The sequence below is a fragment of the Bacillus sp. 105MF genome (assembly GCF_000374885.1).
GTDB lineage: Bacteria > Bacillota > Bacilli > Bacillales > Bacillaceae_G > Bacillus_A > Bacillus_A pseudomycoides.
The window spans coordinates 85714-107636 of the sequence record NZ_KB895577.1; the positions used below are offsets into that span (position 1 = coordinate 85714).

Annotated in this window: 21 protein-coding genes, 5 pseudogenes and 1 riboswitch; of the genes and pseudogenes, 17 read left to right on the plus strand and 9 right to left on the minus strand. The window is 34.5% G+C overall.

What is annotated here, in order from left to right; all coding sequences use genetic code 11:
- Positions 1-162: 162 nt before the first annotated feature.
- The 3 genes from C564_RS0118055 (at position 163) to C564_RS0118070 (ending at position 3606) form a co-directional block, all read left to right on the plus strand.
- A complete protein-coding gene (locus C564_RS0118055; protein WP_018766278.1) occupies positions 163-789 on the plus strand; it encodes a hypothetical protein in 627 nt (208 codons plus the stop codon).
- A gap of 352 nt (positions 790-1141) precedes the next feature.
- Positions 1142-2689: a malate:quinone oxidoreductase gene (locus C564_RS0118060; protein WP_003198678.1), complete on the plus strand. Its 1548-nt coding sequence runs from the start codon at positions 1142-1144 to the stop codon at positions 2687-2689.
- A 476-nt stretch (positions 2690-3165) separates the two neighbouring features.
- Positions 3166-3606: a YaiI/YqxD family protein gene (locus tag C564_RS0118070; RefSeq protein ID WP_018766281.1), complete on the plus strand. Its 441-nt coding sequence runs from the start codon at positions 3166-3168 to the stop codon at positions 3604-3606.
- A gap of 216 nt (positions 3607-3822) precedes the next feature.
- On the opposite strand, the gene C564_RS0118075 is transcribed toward C564_RS0118070, so the two are convergent.
- Complete coding sequence (locus C564_RS0118075; RefSeq protein ID WP_018766282.1) at positions 3823-4338, minus strand: DinB family protein; 516 nt, start codon at positions 4336-4338, stop codon at positions 3823-3825.
- A gap of 419 nt (positions 4339-4757) precedes the next feature.
- Between C564_RS0118075 and C564_RS0118080 the strand changes: the two genes are divergently transcribed.
- Both C564_RS0118080 and C564_RS0118085 read left to right on the plus strand, forming a co-directional pair.
- On the plus strand, positions 4758-5630 hold the full coding sequence (locus tag C564_RS0118080; protein ID WP_026008611.1) for a YitT family protein: 873 nt from the start codon (positions 4758-4760) through the stop codon (positions 5628-5630).
- 230 nt (positions 5631-5860) lie between these two features.
- Positions 5861-6331 (plus strand): GNAT family N-acetyltransferase, encoded by a 471-nt coding sequence (locus C564_RS0118085; protein ID WP_003198671.1) that lies wholly within the window; start codon positions 5861-5863, stop codon positions 6329-6331.
- A gap of 61 nt (positions 6332-6392) precedes the next feature.
- Here C564_RS0118085 and C564_RS0118090 read toward each other — a convergent pair whose 3' ends face one another.
- Positions 6393-7577: an MDR family MFS transporter gene (locus C564_RS0118090; protein ID WP_018766284.1), complete on the minus strand. Its 1185-nt coding sequence runs from the start codon at positions 7575-7577 to the stop codon at positions 6393-6395.
- Between the two features lie 105 nt (positions 7578-7682).
- On the opposite strand from C564_RS0118090, the gene C564_RS0118095 reads away from it, so the two are divergent.
- The 5 genes and pseudogenes from C564_RS0118095 to C564_RS37540 all read left to right on the plus strand — a co-directional run bounded on the left by C564_RS0118095 (position 7683) and on the right by C564_RS37540 (position 11133).
- Entirely contained in the window at positions 7683-8237 is a 555-nt protein-coding gene (locus C564_RS0118095; protein ID WP_003198667.1) for a CGNR zinc finger domain-containing protein, read from the plus strand.
- A gap of 71 nt (positions 8238-8308) precedes the next feature.
- Positions 8309-8374: pseudogene (locus tag C564_RS37530) on the plus strand (class I SAM-dependent methyltransferase); the annotation flags it as partial.
- Between the two features lie 212 nt (positions 8375-8586).
- A pseudogene (locus tag C564_RS0118100) lies at positions 8587-10257 on the plus strand (IS200/IS605 family accessory protein TnpB-related protein).
- A 215-nt stretch (positions 10258-10472) separates the two neighbouring features.
- Positions 10473-10907, plus strand: coding sequence for a PepSY-associated TM helix domain-containing protein (locus C564_RS37535; protein WP_006095288.1), 435 nt, complete (start codon positions 10473-10475; stop codon positions 10905-10907).
- A complete protein-coding gene (locus tag C564_RS37540; protein WP_231382332.1) occupies positions 10879-11133 on the plus strand; it encodes a PepSY domain-containing protein in 255 nt (84 codons plus the stop codon). The genes C564_RS37535 and C564_RS37540 overlap by 29 nt, the downstream gene beginning before the upstream one ends.
- 316 nt (positions 11134-11449) lie before the next feature.
- Here C564_RS37540 and C564_RS36825 read toward each other — a convergent pair whose 3' ends face one another.
- Both C564_RS36825 and C564_RS0118125 read right to left on the minus strand, forming a co-directional pair.
- Positions 11450-11593 (minus strand): hypothetical protein, encoded by a 144-nt coding sequence (locus C564_RS36825; RefSeq protein WP_003198661.1) that lies wholly within the window; start codon positions 11591-11593, stop codon positions 11450-11452.
- A 99-nt stretch (positions 11594-11692) separates the two neighbouring features.
- Positions 11693-11836: riboswitch (cyclic di-AMP (ydaO/yuaA leader) on the minus strand.
- Between the two features lie 42 nt (positions 11837-11878).
- Positions 11879-12337 (minus strand): GNAT family N-acetyltransferase, encoded by a 459-nt coding sequence (locus C564_RS0118125; RefSeq protein ID WP_006095290.1) that lies wholly within the window; start codon positions 12335-12337, stop codon positions 11879-11881.
- Positions 12338-12890: 553 nt separating this feature from the next.
- Here C564_RS0118125 and C564_RS0118135 point away from each other — a divergent pair.
- On the plus strand, positions 12891-14012 hold the full coding sequence (locus tag C564_RS0118135; protein ID WP_018766287.1) for an AI-2E family transporter: 1122 nt from the start codon (positions 12891-12893) through the stop codon (positions 14010-14012).
- 43 nt (positions 14013-14055) lie between these two features.
- Here C564_RS0118135 and C564_RS34995 read toward each other — a convergent pair.
- The 3 genes and pseudogenes from C564_RS34995 to C564_RS0118150 all read right to left on the minus strand — a co-directional run.
- Positions 14056-14340: pseudogene (locus tag C564_RS34995) on the minus strand (1-deoxy-D-xylulose 5-phosphate reductoisomerase); the annotation flags it as partial.
- Positions 14341-14384: 44 nt separating this feature from the next.
- Positions 14385-14567: pseudogene (locus C564_RS0118145) on the minus strand (NUDIX domain-containing protein); the annotation flags it as partial.
- Positions 14568-14586: 19 nt separating this feature from the next.
- A complete protein-coding gene (locus C564_RS0118150; RefSeq protein ID WP_018766290.1) occupies positions 14587-15426 on the minus strand; it encodes a DUF2785 domain-containing protein in 840 nt (279 codons plus the stop codon).
- A gap of 127 nt (positions 15427-15553) precedes the next feature.
- Here C564_RS0118150 and C564_RS0118155 point away from each other — a divergent pair, with 127 nt between their 5' ends.
- The 3 genes from C564_RS0118155 (at position 15554) to C564_RS0118165 (ending at position 18480) form a co-directional block, all read left to right on the plus strand.
- Positions 15554-16387, plus strand: a complete 834-nt coding sequence (locus tag C564_RS0118155; RefSeq protein ID WP_006095295.1) for a hypothetical protein — start codon at positions 15554-15556, stop codon at positions 16385-16387.
- Between the two features lie 122 nt (positions 16388-16509).
- A complete protein-coding gene (locus tag C564_RS0118160; RefSeq protein ID WP_018766291.1) occupies positions 16510-17532 on the plus strand; it encodes a tyrosine-protein phosphatase in 1023 nt (340 codons plus the stop codon).
- A 252-nt stretch (positions 17533-17784) separates the two neighbouring features.
- The gene (locus C564_RS0118165; RefSeq protein ID WP_018766292.1) at positions 17785-18480 is read left to right on the plus strand and encodes a YjjG family noncanonical pyrimidine nucleotidase; all 696 of its coding nucleotides are present in this window, start codon (positions 17785-17787) and stop codon (positions 18478-18480) included.
- Positions 18481-18584: 104 nt separating this feature from the next.
- Here the strand turns inward: C564_RS0118165 and C564_RS0118170 are convergent, their stop codons facing one another.
- Positions 18585-18788, minus strand: a complete 204-nt coding sequence (locus tag C564_RS0118170; RefSeq protein ID WP_018766293.1) for a helix-turn-helix transcriptional regulator — start codon at positions 18786-18788, stop codon at positions 18585-18587.
- Positions 18767-18868, minus strand: a pseudogene (locus C564_RS38440) (DUF3796 domain-containing protein); the annotation flags it as partial. The gene C564_RS0118170 and the pseudogene C564_RS38440, both read right to left, overlap by 22 nt.
- Before the next feature lie 117 nt (positions 18869-18985).
- On the opposite strand from C564_RS38440, the gene C564_RS0118175 reads away from it, so the two are divergent.
- The 3 genes from C564_RS0118175 to C564_RS0118185 all read left to right on the plus strand — a co-directional run bounded on the left by C564_RS0118175 (position 18986) and on the right by C564_RS0118185 (position 21915).
- Positions 18986-19180, plus strand: a complete 195-nt coding sequence (locus C564_RS0118175; protein ID WP_026008613.1) for a hypothetical protein — start codon at positions 18986-18988, stop codon at positions 19178-19180.
- Positions 19181-19541: 361 nt separating this feature from the next.
- On the plus strand, positions 19542-20267 hold the full coding sequence (locus C564_RS0118180; RefSeq protein WP_017151715.1) for an ABC transporter ATP-binding protein: 726 nt from the start codon (positions 19542-19544) through the stop codon (positions 20265-20267).
- Positions 20260-21915 (plus strand): putative ABC transporter permease subunit, encoded by a 1656-nt coding sequence (locus C564_RS0118185; RefSeq protein ID WP_018766297.1) that lies wholly within the window; start codon positions 20260-20262, stop codon positions 21913-21915. The genes C564_RS0118180 and C564_RS0118185 overlap by 8 nt, the downstream gene beginning before the upstream one ends.
- The last annotated feature ends 8 nt before the right edge of the window (positions 21916-21923 follow it).

Below are 21923 nucleotides of genomic sequence, written 5' to 3' on the forward strand. Positions count from 1 at the left end.
AATTGCGGGAACAGCTGAAAATCGCATATGCGAAGATGTATGAAAGAATATGATCAGTTAATTGGAGAAGGGATTTGAATTACCAAAAGAGAATATGTTGAAAATCTATAAACTATTTTATTACAATATAATTATATTTATTGAAGACGAGGAGGAAAAAGCGTGTATAAATTACCGTTAGGCTTACAAATACCAGATCGAATACCAGATCGAATTGATTATCCAAGGGGGGATGATTACCACACTATACAACAAAAACGGGCGAGAGCGAACATTGTGGAAGGATACAAGATGAGAGAGATTGAAGGTGAAAAGTTTCAGTATTTTACCGAAATCAATATTGATGCTGATAGAATTTGGCACTTGTTTGTAGCATTAGTTAATACAATGATTAAAGAAGGGATAGCTTATGGAATTGTAGGAATGAAAGGGGAAGAGCCCGTTCCTAGTCGCTTTACTGAATCTGACCGAATCATGAATCTTTTCAAAGAATATAAATTTGAACTTACAAATGATGGATTTCTCCAATTTGGAATCGCGACTGAAGATGGTACATCCTATAATGAAATTTTTGTGACAAGCTTTAAAACCTTTCAAGTGTGGAGTGAAAACAAAAGTGACGTTCTAACTGCGTTGAATCAACTGCATTTAAAGGAGTATAAGGACCTGGAATTCATTCATGATTTTCCAATAAGGTCAAAAGCACTTTCTCCACAACAATACCCTGGGATTCGACATTACACAGAGGTTTTGGAAGAATTGGAAAAAGCATTTTCTCTCTTATTATAATGAATATGTTCTGAAATAGGAAATCATAAGAAGGCGAATAAAGAGGTTTATAAAAGAAAAAAGTACATCACTTTAGATAAATGATGTACCAATGGATATATAATGTATAACCTTATATAGTTTTTCTGTATTCTGTAAGAGTAGACTTCTCTTTTTTATGTAGAAAAGTAGAATTTATTTTTGTAAAAAATCTATATTCTCTCTTAAATCGTTAATAATTATCAGATAATACTAGATATTTTAGTCTATTAATTATTATAATAGAGTATGAGATGGTTATATTTGAGGCAGGAGAGATAGGTTCCTAGGTAGGGGTCTAGGCGACGCTTTGCTTTTTGCGACCTTTAAGCAGATGCACCTACTCTTTTTTGCTAATATAGGGGATGGAGAGATTATCATGAGCAACATGCAGCAAAAAACAGACGTTATCTTAATTGGTGCCGGAATCATGAGCGCGACTTTGGGATCATTACTGAAAGAGTTAGTACCTGAATGGGAAATCAAAGTGTTCGAGAAACTCGCAAACGCAGGAGAAGAAAGTTCTAACGAATGGAATAATGCGGGAACGGGCCACGCTGCACTTTGTGAACTGAACTATACATCCGAAAAATCTGATGGATCTATAGATATTCGCAAAGCTATCAAAATTAATGAACAGTTTCAGCTTTCAAGACAATTTTGGTCTTATCTTGTAAATAGTAATCTGATTCGTAATCCGCAAGACTTTATCATGCCAATACCTCATATGAGTATGGTGCAAGGGGAAGAAAATGTAACGTTTTTGAAAAAACGTTTTGAAGCGCTTTCAAACAGTCCGCTGTTTCAAGGAATGGAATTTTCTGATGACCATGAAAAGCTGGAGGAGTGGATGCCACTTATTATGGAAGGGCGTACATCGAATGAGCCAATAGCGGCAACGAAAATCGATTCTGGAACGGATGTCAACTTTGGTGCTTTAACACGTATGTTGTTTGACCACTTGCAGAGTAAAAATGTCGAAATAAACTACAAACATAGTGTCGAGAATATTAAACGTGCTAGCGACGGATCATGGGAAGTGAAAGTGCATGATATGAATAGTAGTAAAATCGAATACCATACTGCAAAATTCGTCTTTATCGGCGGTGGGGGCGGAAGTCTGCCTTTACTACAAAAAACCGGTATTCCTGAGTCAAAACATATTGGAGGGTTCCCGGTAAGCGGATTATTTATGGTATGTAACAATCCGGAAGTTGCAGCGCAGCACCATGCAAAAGTATACGGTAAGGCTAAGGTTGGTGCTCCACCAATGTCTGTTCCGCATCTTGATACAAGATATATTGACAACAAAAAAACATTGCTGTTTGGACCGTTTGCCGGCTTCTCACCAAAGTTCTTAAAAACTGGTTCGAATTTTGATTTGATAGGTTCCGTAAAACCGAATAATGTCCTCACTATGATGGCGGCAGGCGTAAAAGAGATGTCATTGACAAAATACTTGATCCAGCAAGTTATGTTATCGAATGAAAAGCGCATGGAAGAATTACGCGAGTTTATTCCGAACGCCAAAAGCGAGGATTGGGATATAGTGGTAGCGGGACAACGTGTGCAAGTTATCAAAGATACTGATGCCGGTGGTAAAGGAACACTTCAATTTGGTACGGAAGTTGTTAGTGCCGCTGATGGCTCGATAGCTGCATTGCTCGGCGCTTCTCCGGGTGCTTCTACTGCTGTTCACGTTATGCTTGAGGTATTAGAAAAATGCTTCCCACAACATATGAAAGAGTGGGAACTGAAAATAAAAGAAATGATTCCTTCTTATGGCGTGTCACTAGCGGAAAACCCAGAGCTTTTCCAAGAGATTCATACTTCAACAGCGCAGACGCTTGATCTAAGCCAAAAAGAACTAGTTTACAGTTAATTCTTTGGATGTAGGAACAAGGTATTTAAGGAAGTTAAACAGTTCAATAAAAAAATATAAATGGTAAAGAGATTATACTAGGAAAAAGAAAGAAAATGAAATATACAAAAGAGACTATAAGTAATTTGTAAGCAAATAAAAAACAAATATCTGATAAATAGTTAGTGTTTTATCTGAAGAAGTTAGTGTTAAAGGTTTTACATTATAAAATACTAATTCTATAACAATTGTGTTGATTGACAATAAAGTTGTTTAACAAATATTATCAAGACCTAAATCAAAAAAAGTCATAAAAAATAAAGGGTGATACATATTAGTCATGTATAATATGTATCACCCTTGTAATTCTTGTTCCACAATCGCGCCCTCTAATAGAAAATCTGTTTTTTTAATGATTTTAGGTAAAGCATCTTCGTTTGACAAAAGCTAAATCTACCATTATCATCAACTCGAACTTATTTATGGGAGTGATAAAGATGAAAATTTATGTTGATGCAGATGCTTGTCCGGTAAAAGATATTATTATCTCTGAAGGTACGAATGCTGAAATTCCTGTTATCCTTGTTACTAGCTTTTCTCATTTTTCTAATGCAGAACAACCATCAGGAGTGGAAACGATTTATGTTGATTCTGGAGCAGATGCTGCGGATTATCGGATTATGAAGTTAGCAGAAAAAGGAGACATAATCGTTACGCAAGATTATGGTCTTGCTTCGCTAGGTTTAGCAAAGGGGTGTACGGTTCTTCACCATAATGGGTATAGCTATACAAATGAAAACATTGACCAATTATTACAAACACGTTATTTGAGTGCAATGGCTCGAAAAAGTGGAAAGCGTACAAAGGGGCCAAAACCATTTACATCAGAAGATAGGGAGAAATTTAGGGAGCTTTTTAAAAGAGCGATTTCACTTTAAAAAAGAACTGTCCATTTTTAAGGAAAACCAAGAAAAATAATATTTTGACAAGTATTTTAGTTCTTTTTTAAGCCTTACACTACACTCACATGAATAAACATTATAAATATTTGATGTAGCATATTAATGGTACCATATTCTATCAAATGACTTAATATACAAGAAAAGACGCTTTTCTAAATAAACGCGCCCGTTTGTGAAATTGGCAAAGGCAGTCTAATTATCGAATAGCCCTCTTCCTCTCAGATTTGCGGAAACAGGCTCCTTTCCTATTTCACGTGCCCATATAGATAACTGACCAATATGGTGGATTTCGTGGACAATGACATGACGTATGATCTCTCCGTGTGTACATTCAATGACTCGGCGCCTGATTGGTGCGTCTCTAGAGCTAATCGGTTCTTCATTGAAATCAGTTTCTGAAAGTTTCCGAGAATCCATTTCATTTGTCCAAGATGTCACAAATGGTTTCACTTTCTCATGGTATTGAGCTGAAAGATTTTTCACTTTTTGTAAGCTAGCATAATCCTCAAACAATGGCTCCTCAGGCACTGGTTCACCTCGCAAAGCTAAGATCCACATATATTCCACATCTACAATGTGAAATAGGGTATGTAGGATACTGCCGAACCCACCGACCCGTTTCTTTAATAGTTCTTCATCCGGTATGTCTTCGCACAATGTAAACCAATCATCACGAACTTGCCAGTTATATTGAAACAGTTTCAACATCACAACAACCTCCATCTTTTATAGATTTAATATTTAATTTTCACCAAAAGACTTCAAAATCCTTTTTTAAATAATAACTCTAAAAAAGCCTGTTAAAATCCTCCACAAACTGGTCCGTTTGTTGAACAAGCAGGGACGGATAACGGCCGATCTCGCATTTAACTCTTACAATAAAGTCATTCACCAATATGCCCGTTCTGTAATTCCACAATTGGGCACCTTGTTGAATAACAGCTTAAAAGAAAATTGGTTATCTTTTTTACATGTTAGAAGAGATTGTGAAAAAAATCACTTAAAGAGGAAAAATACTTCAAGAAATATTCTGATGGAAATGTGTTAGAATAGTTATTAGGAATGAGTCTAACTGATTAAAAATGTGTAGTAATGAAGAGAAAAAAAGTTTGAAGCGAGGAAATGATATGAGTACAATCAAAAAGAACAAGTCCCATAAACTAAAAATCGTTTTACGAGCATTAATGATTATTATTGGGGCATTTATAACAGCGTATGGACTAGAATCAGTATTAATCCCAAACAACGTATCAGATGGTGGTGTGACGGGCTTAAGTATCGTTAGCTCAGAACTATTTGGATTACCATTAGGAATTCTAATTGCAGTCATTAACATCCCTTTTGTTTGGTTAGGATATAAGCAAATTGGTAAAAGTTTTGCTGTTTATTCGGTTATCGGTATTGCTTCACTAGCAATCGGTACTGTTCTTATGCACCAAGTACCAACTATTATTGAAGGGGATACATTGTTAATTACCGTTGTTGGGGGAATTATCATCGGCTTTGGTATGGGGTTAGCATTGCGTAACGGTGGCGCATTAGATGGAATTGATATGTTAGCCGTATTACTTTCTCGAAAATTACCTTTTGGGACAAGTGATCTCATCTTATTTTTAAACATGTTTGTCTTTATTTTTGTCTCAACAGTATTTGGTCTTCAAGGAGCTATTCTTTCGGCAATTGCTTACTTTATTGCTTCTAAAGTAATTCACATCGTTGAAGTAGGTTTAAGTGGTTCTAAAACCTTTAAAATTATCACAAAAGAACCTGAATTAATGGTAGAAACAATTCGAGATCGCTTAGGTCGAAGTGCAACGTATAATGAAGTTTACGGCGGTTATTCAAAGGAACAATTTAAAGAAATCACTTGTGTCATTAACCGTTTAGAAGAAAGTAAAATGAAAGAACTCATTCATGAAATTGATGAAAATGCCTTTATTACTGTATATGACGTAGCAGAAGTAAAGGGCGGTAATTTCAAAAAACATGATATTCATTAATGGTTTCACAAAAAAACACCTTTTAGTTTTACTAAAAGGTGTTTTTTATACTGGATATTATTGTGGGTTTGAAATACAGTTTAACCGTTTATAAAAAGATGAACCGGAATGATCTACATTTCGTTTGTTCTTATTGAACGATAGAGCAGTTGTGTGGAAGAAGAAATTGGTGGTGAAATTTTAAATATATGAGAATATGCTTATTATAATAAGAGGAGACATAACAAAAAGTGAAGATTATAAAGTTTAAGGAAGCTGATACTGAAGAGATTATTTCTTTGTTTTATGAAACGGTTCATTCAGTAAATTTGAAAGATTATTCTCAATTAGAATTGGATGCTTGGGCGCCAAGAGATGAAAAAGAATCTAAAATGAAATCTTGGAAAGAATCATTAGATCGAAATATAACATTTGTTACAAAAGTTAATGATAAAATTGTTGGATTTAGCGATCTAACGCATACTGGCCACTTAGATAGACTGTATGTTCATAAAGATTATCAAGGACAAGGTATAGCCACAGCTTTAGTAAATATGCTTGAATCTGAGGCGAAGAAATTAAATCTTTTAGAAATTGATACAGAAGCAAGTATTACAGCTAAGCCATTTTTTGAACATGGAGGCTACAAAATTGTTTGTTCACAAACTGTAGAGCGTAAAGGTGTTACACTGACTAATTTTAAAATGATAAAAAAATTATAATTTTTTTATGAAAAGCACCGTTCAATAGACTGGACGGTGCTTTTCATTGCATTATATACGTTTATAATCCTGTATGAATCATCTCTTTTTCATGTTTTTGCTCCATATTTTTTAAAATATGAAGCAAAATAAAACCTGTAACACCAAGTGTTCCCAAAATAAACCAAGGTGTATACGTCCCTTGCATCTGTGATGTAAGCCATGTTCCTGTATAGTTTCCAATTATAAAGCCAATAGCAAGTGAGAGCTGATAAAAACCAAAATATGTAGCTGTATAAGATTCATTACTATAATTCGCAATTGTAATGTCAGCATTAGGTAATACAAGCGTTTCACCGATTGTAAATAAAATAACACAAACAAATAGCCAATACGGATCTTGAAATAAGGGGATTAGTAAAAAAGAAATTCCCATTAATAGAACGCCATATTTTACAATCGATAGTGTATTGTATTTGTGAAAGATTTTCCTAAAGGCGATCATAAATAAAACGCCTGTAATAGCATTCATTGTAATAACAATTCCTCCTAATTTTTCATTATGACTGATGTTGGTCATATGAAGAGGAAGAGCAACAGTAAGTTGAGTGAACATAATGTAAAAGAAAATCATGGTGCCTGAGAATGAGAGGAAATGCTTGTTTTCAAAGACGACTTTGAATCCAGATAAGAGCTGTACATTTTCTGTAGAAACTTGAAAGTGACTTCTAAGAAGATAAAAAAGGACAGCAAATAATAACATGAGTGATCCGGTAAGTATAAATGGATACAAAGGATTCCATATGAGTAACAGGCTGCCAGCAATTGGGCCGATAATAGCTCCGCTGTTAAAAGAAAGATTTAAGTATGTAAATAAATCTTTTCGGATACGAGCAGGTTGTGAGCCAAATACAGCGCGTGCAGCGGGTTCATAAAATGCAGTTCCAAATCCAATTAGTGAAGCAGAAATTGAAATAGTATGAAACTCTGAAAATATCCCTAAACAAATAAAGCCAATGCCTCTTAATAGTAAACCAGATATCATCATAATCATATAGCCCACTTTGTCGGCAATGATACCAGAAAATAAAGGGATAACTCGTGATGTGATAGTCATAATTGTTAAAATTGTTCCTACTTGCATGGTAGAAAAGTGTAAAAAATTAGATAAATAAATAGCGAGAAAGGCATACACAGCAAAGTATCCAAATGCCATGAAAAAGGAAGAAATGAGTATAAAACGTATGGGTATTGAAAAGTTTTTCATAAAATCCCTCCTGTGATGTAACCGTTAAAATATTTTAATGGTTAACTGTTTTATATTATAATTATACATAAAGTCAGAAAAAAGTAAATTTTAGAAAGATGGTGAATGAATTTGAGTCACGGCCAAGAGGCACCAGGACAATTAGAAGTTGTAAGAGATTTTTTAAATACATGGAGAATTCCAAATGACACAAGAAAGCAGGTAGATGAGCTTAATACAGTAGATGATGTACTTCAATTTATGAGAAACCATTTTGATGAGGAACTCTCTTTTGGTACGTTAGATGAGCTGAAGCAATTTAGAGATGGAATTCGTTTCGTGGTTGAGGAGAAAGGGACACTACAAGAATGGTTTAGAAAGTATCCGTTTCGAGTATGTGTGACAGAGAATATGGATTCTGTTGCATATGAACCAATTGGAGAAGAAAATTTGTATACGATGATTTTACAAAGTATTTTGGTTGCTATTGATCAAAAGAGATGGAGCCGGTTAAAAGCATGTCCAGATTGCCGCTGGGTTTTTTATGATTATTCTCGTAATGGGAGTAAACGTTGGTGTGGTATGTATGCTGGAGGTAAAGATGGGAGAGCGTGTGGTACGATTGCGAAAGTGAAAAATTATCGGGCGAAGAGAAAAGGACGTTCAGGTTATATGATGTGAATTTTAGAGAGGAATGAGAAGTGGAGAAATGTCGTTTATAAATAGGATTGAGAAAGCTGGGGGAATGAGAAATGGAGCAGACAAAAATGTTAGAGCTCAATAAAAGGTGTTGGGATGTAGTAGCACCTTGCTTTTTTTAAGTAGATTCTTTGCCAAAGTACAGTCCGTATACTGCTTCTGAAGATGAGATTCATTTATCATTTTAACCGAGCAGACCCCCTCCTCTAAACGAAGTGAAGGTGGGGGTCTGCTCGGTTTTGTCTTTTTTAAAGAAAATGTCTCTTTTTGATAGAACGTATGTTTGTTTTGTTGTATAATGATCTTATCAAACAAAATGAGGTGAGAACAGGTGAAGAAAGCGTATTTTTCGAAACGAATCTATAAGACAGATTTACCATATGAAATGGTAGAGGCATTAACACAGACAATCGAAACATGTAATCGGGCGAAACGCTTTGCATTTCAAACGATTGTTCGGGAAAAACGTTGGAACCGAAAGATGCATGCGGATAGTCTTCATCTTGTTCTCAAGCGGAATTATCAATTGAATGATTACTATGCAAACAGTGCGACGCAAGAAGCGAAGGCATTGTTTACAGGTTTAATGGAGTTACAAAAAATATATGAGAAACAAACACAGGAGAAGGTTAAGAAACTAAAGAAAAAGTTGAAACAAGAACGGACAAAACTGGCAAATCTTCGCAAAATCAAACAAAGTTGTGTGAAAGGAAAGCTGACGTTTCTAAAAAACACCCGCTTCGTGAAGCACAACAACCTCATCTCCTTATCTCGTAAAAAAGACACCTTAATTTGGCTGAATGAATCTCTGTTTGAACACCAGTACTTAGATGCTCAAATCAAAAGAATCCAGGCGAAAATCGGCCTTTTAACCCACAGACAACTTCGTTTAACACAGAAACTTGCATCATATAAAACGCATATTCCAAGCGCAGTATTTGGAAGCAAAAAACTGTTTCGCTTTCGATTTACCATCGATGAGTTTGTACGTAACCATGACAAATGGAAAATATTATTTTCTCGTGCTCGAAATAAACAACTCATTCTATCTGGCCGTAAAGATGCCAAATATGGAAATTTTGGGTTTCAGTATGTGCCTGAGACACAGGAATTATGGATGACGACAAGTTCCGGAAAAACACTTAAGTTCCCAGCTGTTACATTCCCGTATGGACAAGAAATCATAAAAGAAGTAATCACAACCCAATTACAGTGTAAGAATAAGAAAAAACATGGCAAACCGATTGCGTGGTCTGTGGAAGATCATGGGGAGTATTACATTGTGAAATGTTTAGTCGATGTGCCAGAAAATTCTCATACGAATTATAGTACATCAGATGGCGCAATTGGTGTGGATTGCAATCTCGAACATTTTGCTTGGGCGAATGTAACGAAGGACGGGAATTACAAAGGAAGTGGTGCCCTTGTTTTTTCTATCATGGGTAAATCCACAGGACAAATCACAAAGATCATCGAAGTGGAAGCGATTCGCTTAGTGGACTTAGCGGAGCGGTATAACAAGCCAATTGTCATCGAGAAGTTAGATACAACCCAATCGAAAACAGGGGATCGTTATGGAAATAAGTGAGCGAATCGAATGAAGAGTATGTTCGCTTATGAAAAGATGACAAGTGCAATTCTAGGCCGCGCGGATAAAAGGGGCGTGGCTGTCTTTCAAGTCAATCCCGCTTACACTTCGATTGCAGGAAAGATGAAATATATGCGAAAATTCGGTATCTCTATTCATCAATCTGCTGCTTTTACGATTGGGCGCCGGGGATTAGGATACAAAGAAAAAGTGCCGCGGGTTCTGCAGCCTTATATTCCAAAGAAAGATGCACATCACTGGAGTCATTGGCATCAACTGAATAATCGATTGGATATTCGCACGCATCATTTCTATCAGCTATACGATGTAGATCAGCCGAAAGAAGCCTTACAAATCGAAAGGTTACACTTGTTTAAAAGTGAAAAGAAAAAACTAGCAAAGCTACTTGCATGATAAAAAAGGACGCTTTGTCCCAGTCTCCTACGCTTATTACCAGAGCAGATAACAAGTCTAGGAACTGGATGCATGACAAGGTGTTCTACTCTCGATATAAGAAAAAAGTAGCTGTACCTCTTTTGTTTTCCTTGGAAGATCGAATGGGTCGTCTTAGGGACACTACGGAACTTCTATATCGTTGTATCCTCTTTGTTGAACGAGAGGAACTGTTTTTGCTAGGGCCGAAACAGGAGAATCCTCCACCTCAGGCTCGTGTAGAGGTAGGTGGGGGGGAGTTCAATATTCGTCAAAGCAAGAATCAATATGTAAAGCAATTTGATCTACATAGAGTTATTGGTGCAGTTTCTGTTCCATTTTTACTTATCGTTTCGTTAACGGGAGGTCTTTTTGTGTATGATAAAACTATTTTTGGATGGTTTGGTGCAAAGGCTACTGTGATGCCAGCGAAAGAAAAGCTAATTTCTAAACCTCTTTCAGGAGGAAAGATTCTTCTTGATCGATTGTTACATACAGCTGAAAAAGAAGTGCCAGAAGGAACAATTATGCAAGTGAGAATTCCAGAGAAGGTGAAACAAGGAAAGGCAGAAGGGGCTATCGAAATTCGTATGAGCCGCTCGTATGATCCAGGTGTGGATGGACCAGTATAGTGGAAAAGTAATCGCAAAGATGGATCCCAATGTAGATCGTGGACTTACCTATCAAACTTGGCATCTTCCGTTACATACAGGGACATTTGGTGGACTATTTACAAAAGTCTTATATGTAATCGGTGGACTTACTCCATCTATTTTAATGTTTACTGGAATATATATGTGGTGGTACAAGAAAAAGAATAGGAGAAAGCAGAAAAGAAATTTAGTAACTGCAGCATAGTATCTTATTTTACAAACTTTGCAGTTGCTTGTTTGGAAAGTGTGCTTTGTTTTGTGCCTATATAATCATAATAAGGAGGCTTAGTAAGAAAGAGAGATTATATGAGAACTAAAAGGACGTATGTTCTAAGTGATTCAGTAGCAAACAAAACTTCATTACACATGGTAATGAAGTTTTGTTTTTCTGAATAAATCGAATAATGTTTTTTCACTTAAAGAAAGAAAAAGCATGAAAGGTCTAACTTAGTAAAGTGCAGCATAGTTTTTTAATTTATAACGTTTCTATCTTTACCTATTAGCAATTTTAACATGTTAATTTATCTTTTCGGCTGAAAAATATGTTGAAAAAAATATTTGTGATGTAAACTATCTACAATTTTGTTTGCTTGATACGTACGCTGTTGCTCCAATCGGAGGCGTTGCTCCATCATTTTTATTTCATGATCTGATAAACGTAACATTGTACAAGTCTCCTTTACTATAAATATAGTTTTTTGTGATAACGATTCCATACACTTTATAGTTAAGGAGGGATACAGTGTAACATAGGTAAAAAGCACCTTCCCTCTCCCATTACGCTTACGAGGTTAGCTGTCGGACTCGGGAAGTGAGAGTTCCCCTACTTAAAAAAGATTCGCCCCAAGTAGCATAAGCTACATAAATGGTTCCCCCGTTCCAAAATTTGGATTCAGCAAAAGGTTTTATAAAGTAAAAAATAACATAATAAAACACACAAGTCAAACTATTTATTTTTTTCTGTCTTTTTCTAATTGAGTAAGGACGATTCCGTCGGGTACTACAATGTCGTTTACTTCAACAAAGCCGTGTTTTTTATATAGAGAAAGGGCAGGGATGTTTGCTTTCCCTGTTTGTACAATATATTTACTTGTATCAGGGGATGCGCTAAATAAATGAAGGAGTAACTTTGTTGCAATTCTTCTATGGAAATAGTCGGGTGATACAACTAGGCGATGGATATCAATAATTGCTCCTTCATTTACAAAAGAAATAAAACCTATTAGTTTATTTTCAAGGATGTATCCATAAAATGTCTCATTACAATTTTGAATGTCTTTCACAGTATCATATAAACGTGGGATTGCTACACTGTTAATGTATTTTGCCTCCACCTGATAAGCAGGAATTTGGATTGCTAAAATAGCGGATGCAACTTCAATAGAAGCAGGATTCATTTTAAAAATCATTTGTCGATCTCCTTTCTGAAAGAGGGAGCGTAGGTTGGTTTTTGTCTTGAAATAAGATACAATTCACATCGAATCGTGCTAAAATCCTAATTTAGAATGAAAAAAGATATTTTAATATACTTATAATCTCCATGTTGTTTGACAGAATTTAGTTTTTTTGGATACAATGTATGTACATAATTTCGTGTTATTGTAGTAAATCTCCTTTTGTGAATAGTTATAATTCAATGGGAATTACAAAGCGCTAGTAATTAAATAAGGTGGTTTATAACTTTTGTATTTAATTATAAATTAACATCCTAATAGAAAAAGAGAACGGAAAATGGGATGGATTATCACATTTTTCGTTGGGGCTATTATAGGTATTATAGCAGATAAGGGAAGGGATTTCTTCATGGCATGTTTGGTAATATTATTGTTGGTTTATTAGGTGCAATTGTATCGGCTTTAATTGTATCATTTGTAGTAAAAGCTACATGTAAATAGAAATATATTACTGATTGTCTCATAAAGCCCTTTTTAAGGGCTTTTCATACTTAGAGAGGTGGTATATTTGGAGAAAATAAATTTACGAAAGAGAGATAAACTGAAAAAGTTTTTTAAAGAGCAAAATTATTTAGCGGTGCTACTTGGATTTGCCTTACTATTTGTGAATATATTATTACTAACAAAAATTTCGTTTGTATTTACACCGTTCATTGTCTTTTTAAAAACAATCTTTTTTCCAGTGTTGTTAGCTGGTGTACTATTTTATATTTTACATCCATTTGTTTCGCTTTTAGAAAGAAAAGGTGTTTCTAGAATCATTTCCATTGCTTCTATATACATACTTGTAATCGGGTTGTTTGTTTTTCTTGTTGTAACAGTTATTCCGATTATTAAAGATCAAGTAAATGCATTAATAGATAACTTGCCATATTTCGGTCATGAAGTTGAAAGGGCAGCACGTAGATTTGGAGAAAGTAATATAATTGGAAAGATTCAAGATAGCTTAAATATTGATGTAGGTAGTATTGTAAAAGATTCTACAATAAATTTTACAAATTCACTATCATCAGTGACAGGGAATGTAACTGGGTTCTTAAGTACACTTACAGAAGTAGTTCTTACATTTGTAATGGTTCCTTTTATATTGTTCTATCTCTTAAAAGACGGTGAACAATTACCAAGATACTTTTTGAGATTTATTCCGGAACAAAGACGATCTTCAGCTAAGCTTATATTAGATGATATGCATTACGCCATTAGCTCATATATTAGAGGGCAAATTATTGTTAGCCTATTTATTGGTATTATGTTATTAATTGGTTATTTAATTATTGGGATTAAATACGCCGTGTTACTTGCAGTTTTAGCGATGATTGTAAACGTTGTACCATATGTAGGACCGATTATTGCCATTCTACCTGCTTTAATCATTGCCTTTATTGATTCACCAGCAATGATTCTAAAAGTCATTATTGTGATGATGATTGTACAATTGGCAGAAGGAAAGTTTATTTCACCGCAAGTCATGGGGAAAAAATTAGATATTCACCCAATTACGATTATTTTTATTATTTTAACAGCGGGTAATCTATTTGGAATTATGGGAGTCATCTTAGCGATTCCGGGATATGCGATATTAAAAGTGCTTGTTACACATGGGTATCGATTTATTAAATTAAACACGTAAAGAAAAGAGCTAAAACAGAGAATGTGTCTGTTTTAGCTCTTTTTCATTTTTTAACTAATAATTGATTTGCATATTCGCGTGCCCAACGATCCGCTTCTAATACTGTTTCTAAAGAGGGATTCGTGATGCTGTGATGTGCCTCAAGTGTAGAATAAATTGTTTTTTCAATATCAAAAAATGAAATTTCATTTTTAAAATATAGTACATTTGCAATTTCATTAGCTGCATTTAAGACTGCAGGTGTTGTACCACCAGTTTTTCCAGATTCATAAGCATAATGTAGGCAAGGGGATTTTTTGAAATCTGGTTTTTCGAAATATATTTTACCATGATAATTCCTCCAAAGTTGTAGAATCCTTTTCTGAAAACCTATACTTCTCGTTTTGCAGCTTCTTCTAATGTTTCTCCATATTCAAGAGCACCACCAATAATGCCCCACATATTAAAATCAGTGCGGAGTTGAAGTGATATCTCATTTACAATAATAACGTGTGAACCAATTAGTATAAGCGGGTGATTACCTACGAGCTTCCGCATGTCTTTGATATATCTCATTTTCTTTTCTCCTTTAGAATTAGCAATACTTATGTAATTCTTGTAACATTTTTTCTGCTCGATTTGCTACAGAAGAAAGGTTTGGGTCTATTTTTGTTCTGAAAAATAAGGTTCGTAAAAAAGTTTTTAAATTTGCACATAATTTACAGTATTCATGACAAGAGAGTCTTTTTTTGAGCTGTGGTAAACGTTTTATTTTTTTATAAATAATCGAAAAAAGTTGATCTCTTGAGAAATCATAATAAAGCATAGATAGGAGGGTGGTTACAATTCTTTCATCTTCGTTATTATGATATACGGTAGAGTAAATGAAAATTTTATTTAATATGCAATGAGCAATCTCTTCATAGCAGGAACAGGTAATATGTGGATTGTGTACGAGTTCGTTAAAAACATCAGATGCATGGGCAATGCTATGAGCCCAGCCTTTATCTTGTACATATCCACGGTAATCTATTTCAAGATTCATATATGTAATAAGCTTTTCTTTTACTTTTTGTACTGTTTCTTGTAATAAAAATGAATGAGAATTATCGAACTGTATAATTAAACCTATTAATAAAGTGGTATAAGAACGAGTGAAAACTCCATCCGTATTTGGAGAGGCAATTTCTCGATATAAGTAATTATTACTTAGACAGGTTGTTAATAAAGTCTCCAATTGATCATGGGGTAGGAATTCATTTTGAATAAAGTGTGAAAAACATTTATATATTAATTGATCACGTACATAGCTATCAGTCGTGCCAATGTTTTGAATCATATGGGAACTTAACTCGTTAAGATCGATGTTCTGCATCTGTGTATAGTCATTTTGCTGGATGAGCTCCAATTGTTGTTGCAATGCAATGATATCCAAAGCTCCTCCTCCTCTGTGCTTTAGTAATGAATTGTTTCCTAGTATTCTATATATTCGAGGACAATCCTGCTCATGCAAGGATAAATAATAACCTCTCCCGAAGTAGTCAACAAGGAGGGAGCTTATTATGTTAAAACAAAAGCTTAAACATATGATTGCACTATACCCAGTTGTATTGTTTGATGGTTGGCATATTGAAAATGTATCGGAACGTCAAGAAGGAGAGAAATGGGAAACACTTTGGTTTCAAGTTTTTACACGAACAGGAGTATTTCGAGTAAAAGAGTTTTTTCTAGATATTATGGAGCCAACATTTCCTGATAGTTGTATGTATCAAGCACAAGGTGAATGCTTTCAGTATAATGGTCTTGTATATTGGAGGGGGCTGAATTATAAAGGTAAAGTTAGTTATGCCATATCTAAATGGAAAACGCAGATTGAAATTTCGATCGATGAAGGGTTTGTGCAACAACAAGAAATGGAAAAGTTCTTGGAAGGTTTGCAACCATTAGATTTAGAGAAGGCAAAAAAACAAATCAATAAACCGTTTCATCAATTAAGTTTTCAAGCAAGAGTACCAAATGGTGGTGAAATAAGCAGATGTAGTAAATGGTTTTCACCAAATGAAATACAATATAACGCTTTACCAATTACAGTCTCCAATTCTTGGCGAATCGAATCTATTGGTTTAGGAAATAATGAAATGCAATATGTGTACTGGGATGTAAAAGAACAACTATATGCACTTTGGGCGTGTCGCCATGTGAAGCGTAATTACTATCCGGCATCTTCATGGATTAAAAATTACAGTTCAATGCAAATGATAAATGGACTAGAATTTTATACACATCCTCAGCGTGGCACAGTTGTATATCAAGATTTAGGTGACGAGCAGATTGCCTATGTATTTCGTGGTATTCCAACTACAACATTCTTAAAAGTACAAGAAATCTTTTCTTAATTTCTAAGAAAGACAAGGGAGTGTCATAAATATAGTCACGACAGAACTAGTATATTTGTAATACAATAAAATAGAGTATTGCTTGATTTAACGGATTATATAGAGAAAGTATTGGTGAAATGATGAAACAACATAAAAGCTGGTTACAAGCAAGTGTAGAACGAAATCTAGATAATAAGTTACATATATTATGGGAAGATGAAGTAGAGGAAGTTGCTATTTATTGGAGTACTTCATCAGAAAAGATTGTGGAAAATGGACAATTTTTATTAAGAGTATCAAAAGCATCTTCTTGTACGATAGAAGATCCAAGCCCTAAAGCACGTCCTTATTTTCGATTAGTAGCAAATAATGGACAAGTAGTTACTGTAGCTGAACGTAGGTTATCACTACAAGGAGCATTTAATTTCCGTGATTTAGGTGGTTATGAGACAAGTGATGGCCGCAAAGTAAAGTGGGGCAATTTATATCGTTCAGAGGAATTAGCAGGATTAACAGAATGGGATATTGCTTATTTACAACAGTCTGGTTTAAAACTAGTATGTGATTACCGAACAGATTTTGAAGTAAAGCATAAACCAAACCCAAGTATCACTGGTGTTCGTCAAGTTTGTTTACCAGTCATGCAAGATATAGCAAAAGATCTAAATATTAATGAGTTTTTCCAAGTCGGAGATTTATCGATGCTTGGAAAACCAGGTGAATATTTAGTGAAAATGAACAAAGGCTTTGTAGAGGGTAATGAAGCATTTGTACGCTTTCTACAGCTAGCTCAAGATCCGGGAAATTTACCGCTAGTTAATCATTGTACAGCTGGTAAAGATCGAACAGGGTTCGGTTCTGCTTTATTATTACTTCTTCTTGGTGTCCCGGAAGAAACGGTGATGCAAGATTATTTATTAAGTAACGGATTCCGTGAAAAGTTAAATCAAAAAATGATGGCCTTTTTAGGTGCAAAGTTACAAAATGAGGAAAGTAAAGAGATATTAGGGGCTATGTTTGAAGCTCGTGCAGAGTATTTACAGGCAGCAATTGATGAAATTACCCATAAATTTGGCAGTATTGAAATCTATGCTGAAAAAGGACTTGGCTTTACAAAAGAACAACTAGAAAATATGAAAACATTGTTACTAGAAGAGAGGTAACATGTAAATTGTTTTGATGGGAAATCCTGTATTATGTATATAATATAGTTTTATTAAATGAAGAATGAGTCAGAATAAATGAACAAAGCTGTAGTAAAAGAACTGAATTTCGAAGGGGAAATCCAGGATCAGCTACACAATATGTAGTAGAAGATAGAGAAAAAATATAGGTAGGTTTATAGACGTTCTGATTATGAACAGAAATTGAAATATATATTCAAACTAGAGCAGTAGTGAGTAATGGAGGTACCTATGAAATATAAAGTTATCTTATTCGATGTGGATGATACATTATTTGATTTTAGTATGTCTGAAAAAAAGGCATTAAATAAAACGTTTGTAGATTTCGGATTACCTACGGGGTTGGTAGATTATGAAGACAGCTATAAAGAGATTAACAGAGTATTATGGAGGGATTTAGAGCAGGGGATTCTAACTTTATCTGAATTGGGAGTGGAGAGATTTAGGAGATTATTTCTAGCTCATAAGCTTGAAATAAATGCTGACATATTCAACAGTATATATCTTGGCTATTTAGGGACAGAAATACATATGGTATCAGGAGCTGTAGACTTGTGTAAAACGCTTGCTGATTGTCGGCTAGCTATTATCACGAATGGGTTCACAGATGTGCAGAAATCTAGAATCAAGGGGTCGCCTCTCTGTGATACTTTTGAGCATATTATCATTTCGGAAGAGGTTGGATTTCAAAAACCAGCGCGAGGGATTTTTGATTATGCATTTTCAAAGCTGCAGATTACAGATAAAGAGAGCGTATTAATTATCGGTGACTCATTAACTTCCGATATTCAAGGAGGAATAAATTACGGGATTGATACGTGCTGGTTCAACCCGTATCGCAAGGAAAATAATATGGGCATTAAACCAACATATGAAATTCGTGATTTAACCGATATTATAAGGATTGTAGGAAAGACGGGGAACTAAGGGTTTTTTAATGAATTCTTTTAGCTACACTGGGCTATTCTCAACAATAGGTGCAAATTTTACAAAAATCCCGCTTTCTACGTCATAGTAGAGAGGGGGATTTACTATACTTCATCAAAAATGAATATTTCCTCAATAGAAGCGTTCAATGCTTTTGCAATATCATAAGCCAATTGTAAAGAAGGGTTATATTTTCTCTTTTCCAAATGACTAATGGTTTCGCGTCGAACACCAATAAGCTTTGCTAAATCATCTTGGGTCATATGTGAATGGGTGTGGTATTCTTTTATTTTTGTTGTGAATGCCATGGCGCATCTTCCATTTCATCAATTGGTTTGTTGTATAAATAAATAGAGAATCCAAACGTAAGAATAAGTAAAACAAATAGGTAAATGAAAAGTGAATAATATATATAATTAAAGTTCAGAAAAATGATAATATTTAAAAGTTATAAACAGTAAAAATATTGTAAAATGGTTGCAAGAGGAAGGGGGAAATGGAACACATGATTAAGTGGATGTTAATTGTTTTATTGATTGTGGCAGTAATTGTTGTTGGAACAATAGTAGTCGGGAAAAATGGAGATGAAAATTATAGTAAATCAACGAAAGGGAATATTACAAGGCTTACAATGATTTACCTTTTGTTAGCAGTTGTTTTAATTGTTGGTCTAGGTATATATATATATTTTAATGGCTAAGGAACTATATATAGATTGAAATACCGATATAAAACTTTCCTTTTAGGTGGGAGAGAGCGTCCGTCTTTGGATAGAAGCGGTCAATGCCTTTTTTAGCCCTATGCCACGTGAAACCAAATGGAGAAAACGAGTGGGGATTCCTTTTTATTTTCGCGGCTGTGATGTACATGTCGGAAAATCAAAAGGAATATATATACTTACTATAGGAATAATAGTGAATTCCTTTTTCTGAATGCATAAATAAATTATAAAAAGATTTTGTGAAAGATTATTCAATCTGAAAAAATGTAAAAATCTAAAAATACAAGTATGCTATAATAGAGATATAGTTTATTGGTAAATGAGGAAAGGATTGGATAAAATGATTGAAATTGTGAATGTGTCAAAAAGTTATAATGGTTCTTCCTATGCTGTGAAAGATTTAAGTTTAACAGTACCTAGTGGAGAAATTTTTGGATTTTTAGGGCCGAATGGTGCTGGGAAATCAACAACAATTAAGATGGTAACAGGTATTCATGCAATAGATAAAGGAACAATTTCGATCAACGGAAAAGATGTGATGAAAGAGCCTATGGAGGCAAAGAAAACATTTGGTTATGTTCCGGATAGTCCAGATATGTTTCTGCGATTAAAAGGGATAGAATATTTGAATTTTATGGCTGATATGTATGAGGTGCCGAATGCAATTAGACAGGAAAAAATTCAATTTTTAGCAGAGAGATTTGATCTTTACAATGCATTGTCTGACCAAATTCAAAGTTATTCACACGGAATGAGACAGAAAATTATTATTATCGGTGTTCTTCTGCATGATCCAGATGTATGGATTTTAGATGAGCCAATGACAGGGCTTGATCCAAAATCAGCATTTATTTTAAAACAGATGATGAGGGAGCATGCAGATAAAGGAAAAACGGTATTCTTCTCTACACACGTACTAGAAGTAGCCGAGAAGTTATGTGATCGCGTAGCGATTATTAATAAGGGAAATTTGCAGTTCCAAGGAAATTTAAATGAAATGCGAGATCATTTTAAATCCAATGAATCACTTGAAAAAATGTTCTTGGAGATGACAGGAAATGAATAAAATTTGGACATTAACAAAAGTATTATTGAAATTAAATTATGCAGATATCATAACGGATAAAAAGAAACGGTGGGCGTATGCATTTTCATTTTTAGCATTACTATTTGCGGGCTTTATATTTATTGGTCCACTTACATATGGAATGTATGTTGGAATGAAATCAATTGGTCAGGAAACATCGATAATCGGAATGGGATTAGCTGTTGCGAGCATATGGGTATTTGTAATTAGTATTACGAACATTTTAACTGTATTTTATTATAATAATGATGTTGAAACCCTATTACCTTTACCACTACAACCATCACAAATTATTACGGCGAAATTCATTACGGTATTAATTACACAATATGTAATGGGATCTTTTATTTTATTTCCACTCTTTATTGTTTACGGTTTGCAAAGTGGTGCATTTATTACATACTATTTATATGCACTATTAATTTACATATTTTTCCCTGTTATTCCATTAGTACTCGCATCACTCTTAATGACAGTTATTATGCGTTATACAAATATAGCCAAGAATAAAGATCGCAGTAATATATTTATCGGAATATTAACTCTGTTATTCGTCGTAGGTATTAATGTATTTATTCAGTGGAGAAACAAAAGTGCAGTATCAGGGGATATGGTTGCAAATTACTTTGCTGATAACCAATCGTCTCTGTTCGTTCAAATGACAAATTATTTTCCAACAACATACTTTGGTGCAATGGGATTAATAGAAAATGCCTCTTGGAAAGGAATTATATACGTTGTGATTTTTGCAGCGATTTCCTTAGCGTTTTTTGGGTTGTTCTTCTATGTTGCACAGCGTACATATTTAAAAGGAGTTATCGGACTTTCGACGAGTACTGCAAAAAAAGAGGCTATCTCAGCAGAGAACTTAAAAAAATCGACTGTACAAAGTTCACATATAAAGGCTTATGTAAAAAAAGAGTTCAAAATTTTATTCCGAACACCACAATTTTTTATAAATTGTATTGTGCAAACTTTCGTGATGCCAATTATGCTATTCTTTATTCTTTTCGTACAAGAGGGAAACTTAAAGTGGTTAACAAAATTTATAAAAGAGCCAGAATGGTCTGGTCTAGCTCTTGGCATAGGTTTTTGTGCAGGACTATTCTTAATGGGAAGTAATGTCATTGCTACAACGTCTTTTTCTAGGGATGGAAGCTCGTGGTTTGTTAATCGTTATTTACCAGTAAAGGCAGCAGATATATTTTTTGCAAAAGTCTTTACAGCATGGCTTATAAATATAACAATTTTAGCTGTGTTTGGTCTTATCATGACAATTGTTGCCGGTGTTTCACCACTCTTTATGTTGTTATGGTTTTTACTAAGTGCAAATGGCCTTTGGTTAACGAATTTAATCGGTACACGTTGGGACGCTCAAACGGCGGATATACATTGGGATTCAGAGCAGAAGTTGTTTAAAAGCAGGTATACAACTCTGTGGAATTTCCTTGCAAATATTGCGATGGATCTAGTAATCGTAGGCGTGGTTGTTGGATTATACTACTTCTTTGGAATCGGTATGTGGGGCATGTTTAGCATTCTATTAATCGTATTTACTATTATAAATGTAATAGTAACACGCAGTTTACAATTAGGAGCAGAGCGCATTCTAGCAAATATTAAATAAAAAACGAT

Coding starts and splice junctions, on each gene's coding strand:
- C564_RS0118090 (WP_018766284.1), bottom strand. CDS start 7,577: ATGAAAAACTTTTCAATACCCATACGTTTTATACTCATTTCTTCCTTT.
- C564_RS0118170 (WP_018766293.1), bottom strand. CDS start 18,788: ATGGCATTCACAACAAAAATAAAAGAATACCACACCCATTCACATATG.
- C564_RS0118125 (WP_006095290.1), bottom strand. CDS start 12,337: ATGATTTTTAAAATGAATCCTGCTTCTATTGAAGTTGCATCCGCTATT.
- C564_RS37540 (WP_231382332.1), top strand. CDS start 10,879: ATGATCCAGGTGTGGATGGACCAGTATAGTGGAAAAGTAATCGCAAAG.
- C564_RS0118175 (WP_026008613.1), top strand. CDS start 18,986: ATGATTAAGTGGATGTTAATTGTTTTATTGATTGTGGCAGTAATTGTT.
- C564_RS0118165 (WP_018766292.1), top strand. CDS start 17,785: ATGAAATATAAAGTTATCTTATTCGATGTGGATGATACATTATTTGAT.
- C564_RS36825 (WP_003198661.1), bottom strand. CDS start 11,593: ATGTTACGTTTATCAGATCATGAAATAAAAATGATGGAGCAACGCCTC.
- C564_RS0118155 (WP_006095295.1), top strand. CDS start 15,554: ATGTTAAAACAAAAGCTTAAACATATGATTGCACTATACCCAGTTGTA.
- C564_RS0118070 (WP_018766281.1), top strand. CDS start 3,166: ATGAAAATTTATGTTGATGCAGATGCTTGTCCGGTAAAAGATATTATT.
- C564_RS0118185 (WP_018766297.1), top strand. CDS start 20,260: ATGAATAAAATTTGGACATTAACAAAAGTATTATTGAAATTAAATTAT.
- C564_RS0118160 (WP_018766291.1), top strand. CDS start 16,510: ATGAAACAACATAAAAGCTGGTTACAAGCAAGTGTAGAACGAAATCTA.
- C564_RS0118080 (WP_026008611.1), top strand. CDS start 4,758: ATGAGTACAATCAAAAAGAACAAGTCCCATAAACTAAAAATCGTTTTA.
- C564_RS0118060 (WP_003198678.1), top strand. CDS start 1,142: ATGCACCTACTCTTTTTTGCTAATATAGGGGATGGAGAGATTATCATG.
- C564_RS0118095 (WP_003198667.1), top strand. CDS start 7,683: ATGAATTTGAGTCACGGCCAAGAGGCACCAGGACAATTAGAAGTTGTA.
- C564_RS0118075 (WP_018766282.1), bottom strand. CDS start 4,338: ATGTTGAAACTGTTTCAATATAACTGGCAAGTTCGTGATGATTGGTTT.
- C564_RS0118180 (WP_017151715.1), top strand. CDS start 19,542: ATGATTGAAATTGTGAATGTGTCAAAAAGTTATAATGGTTCTTCCTAT.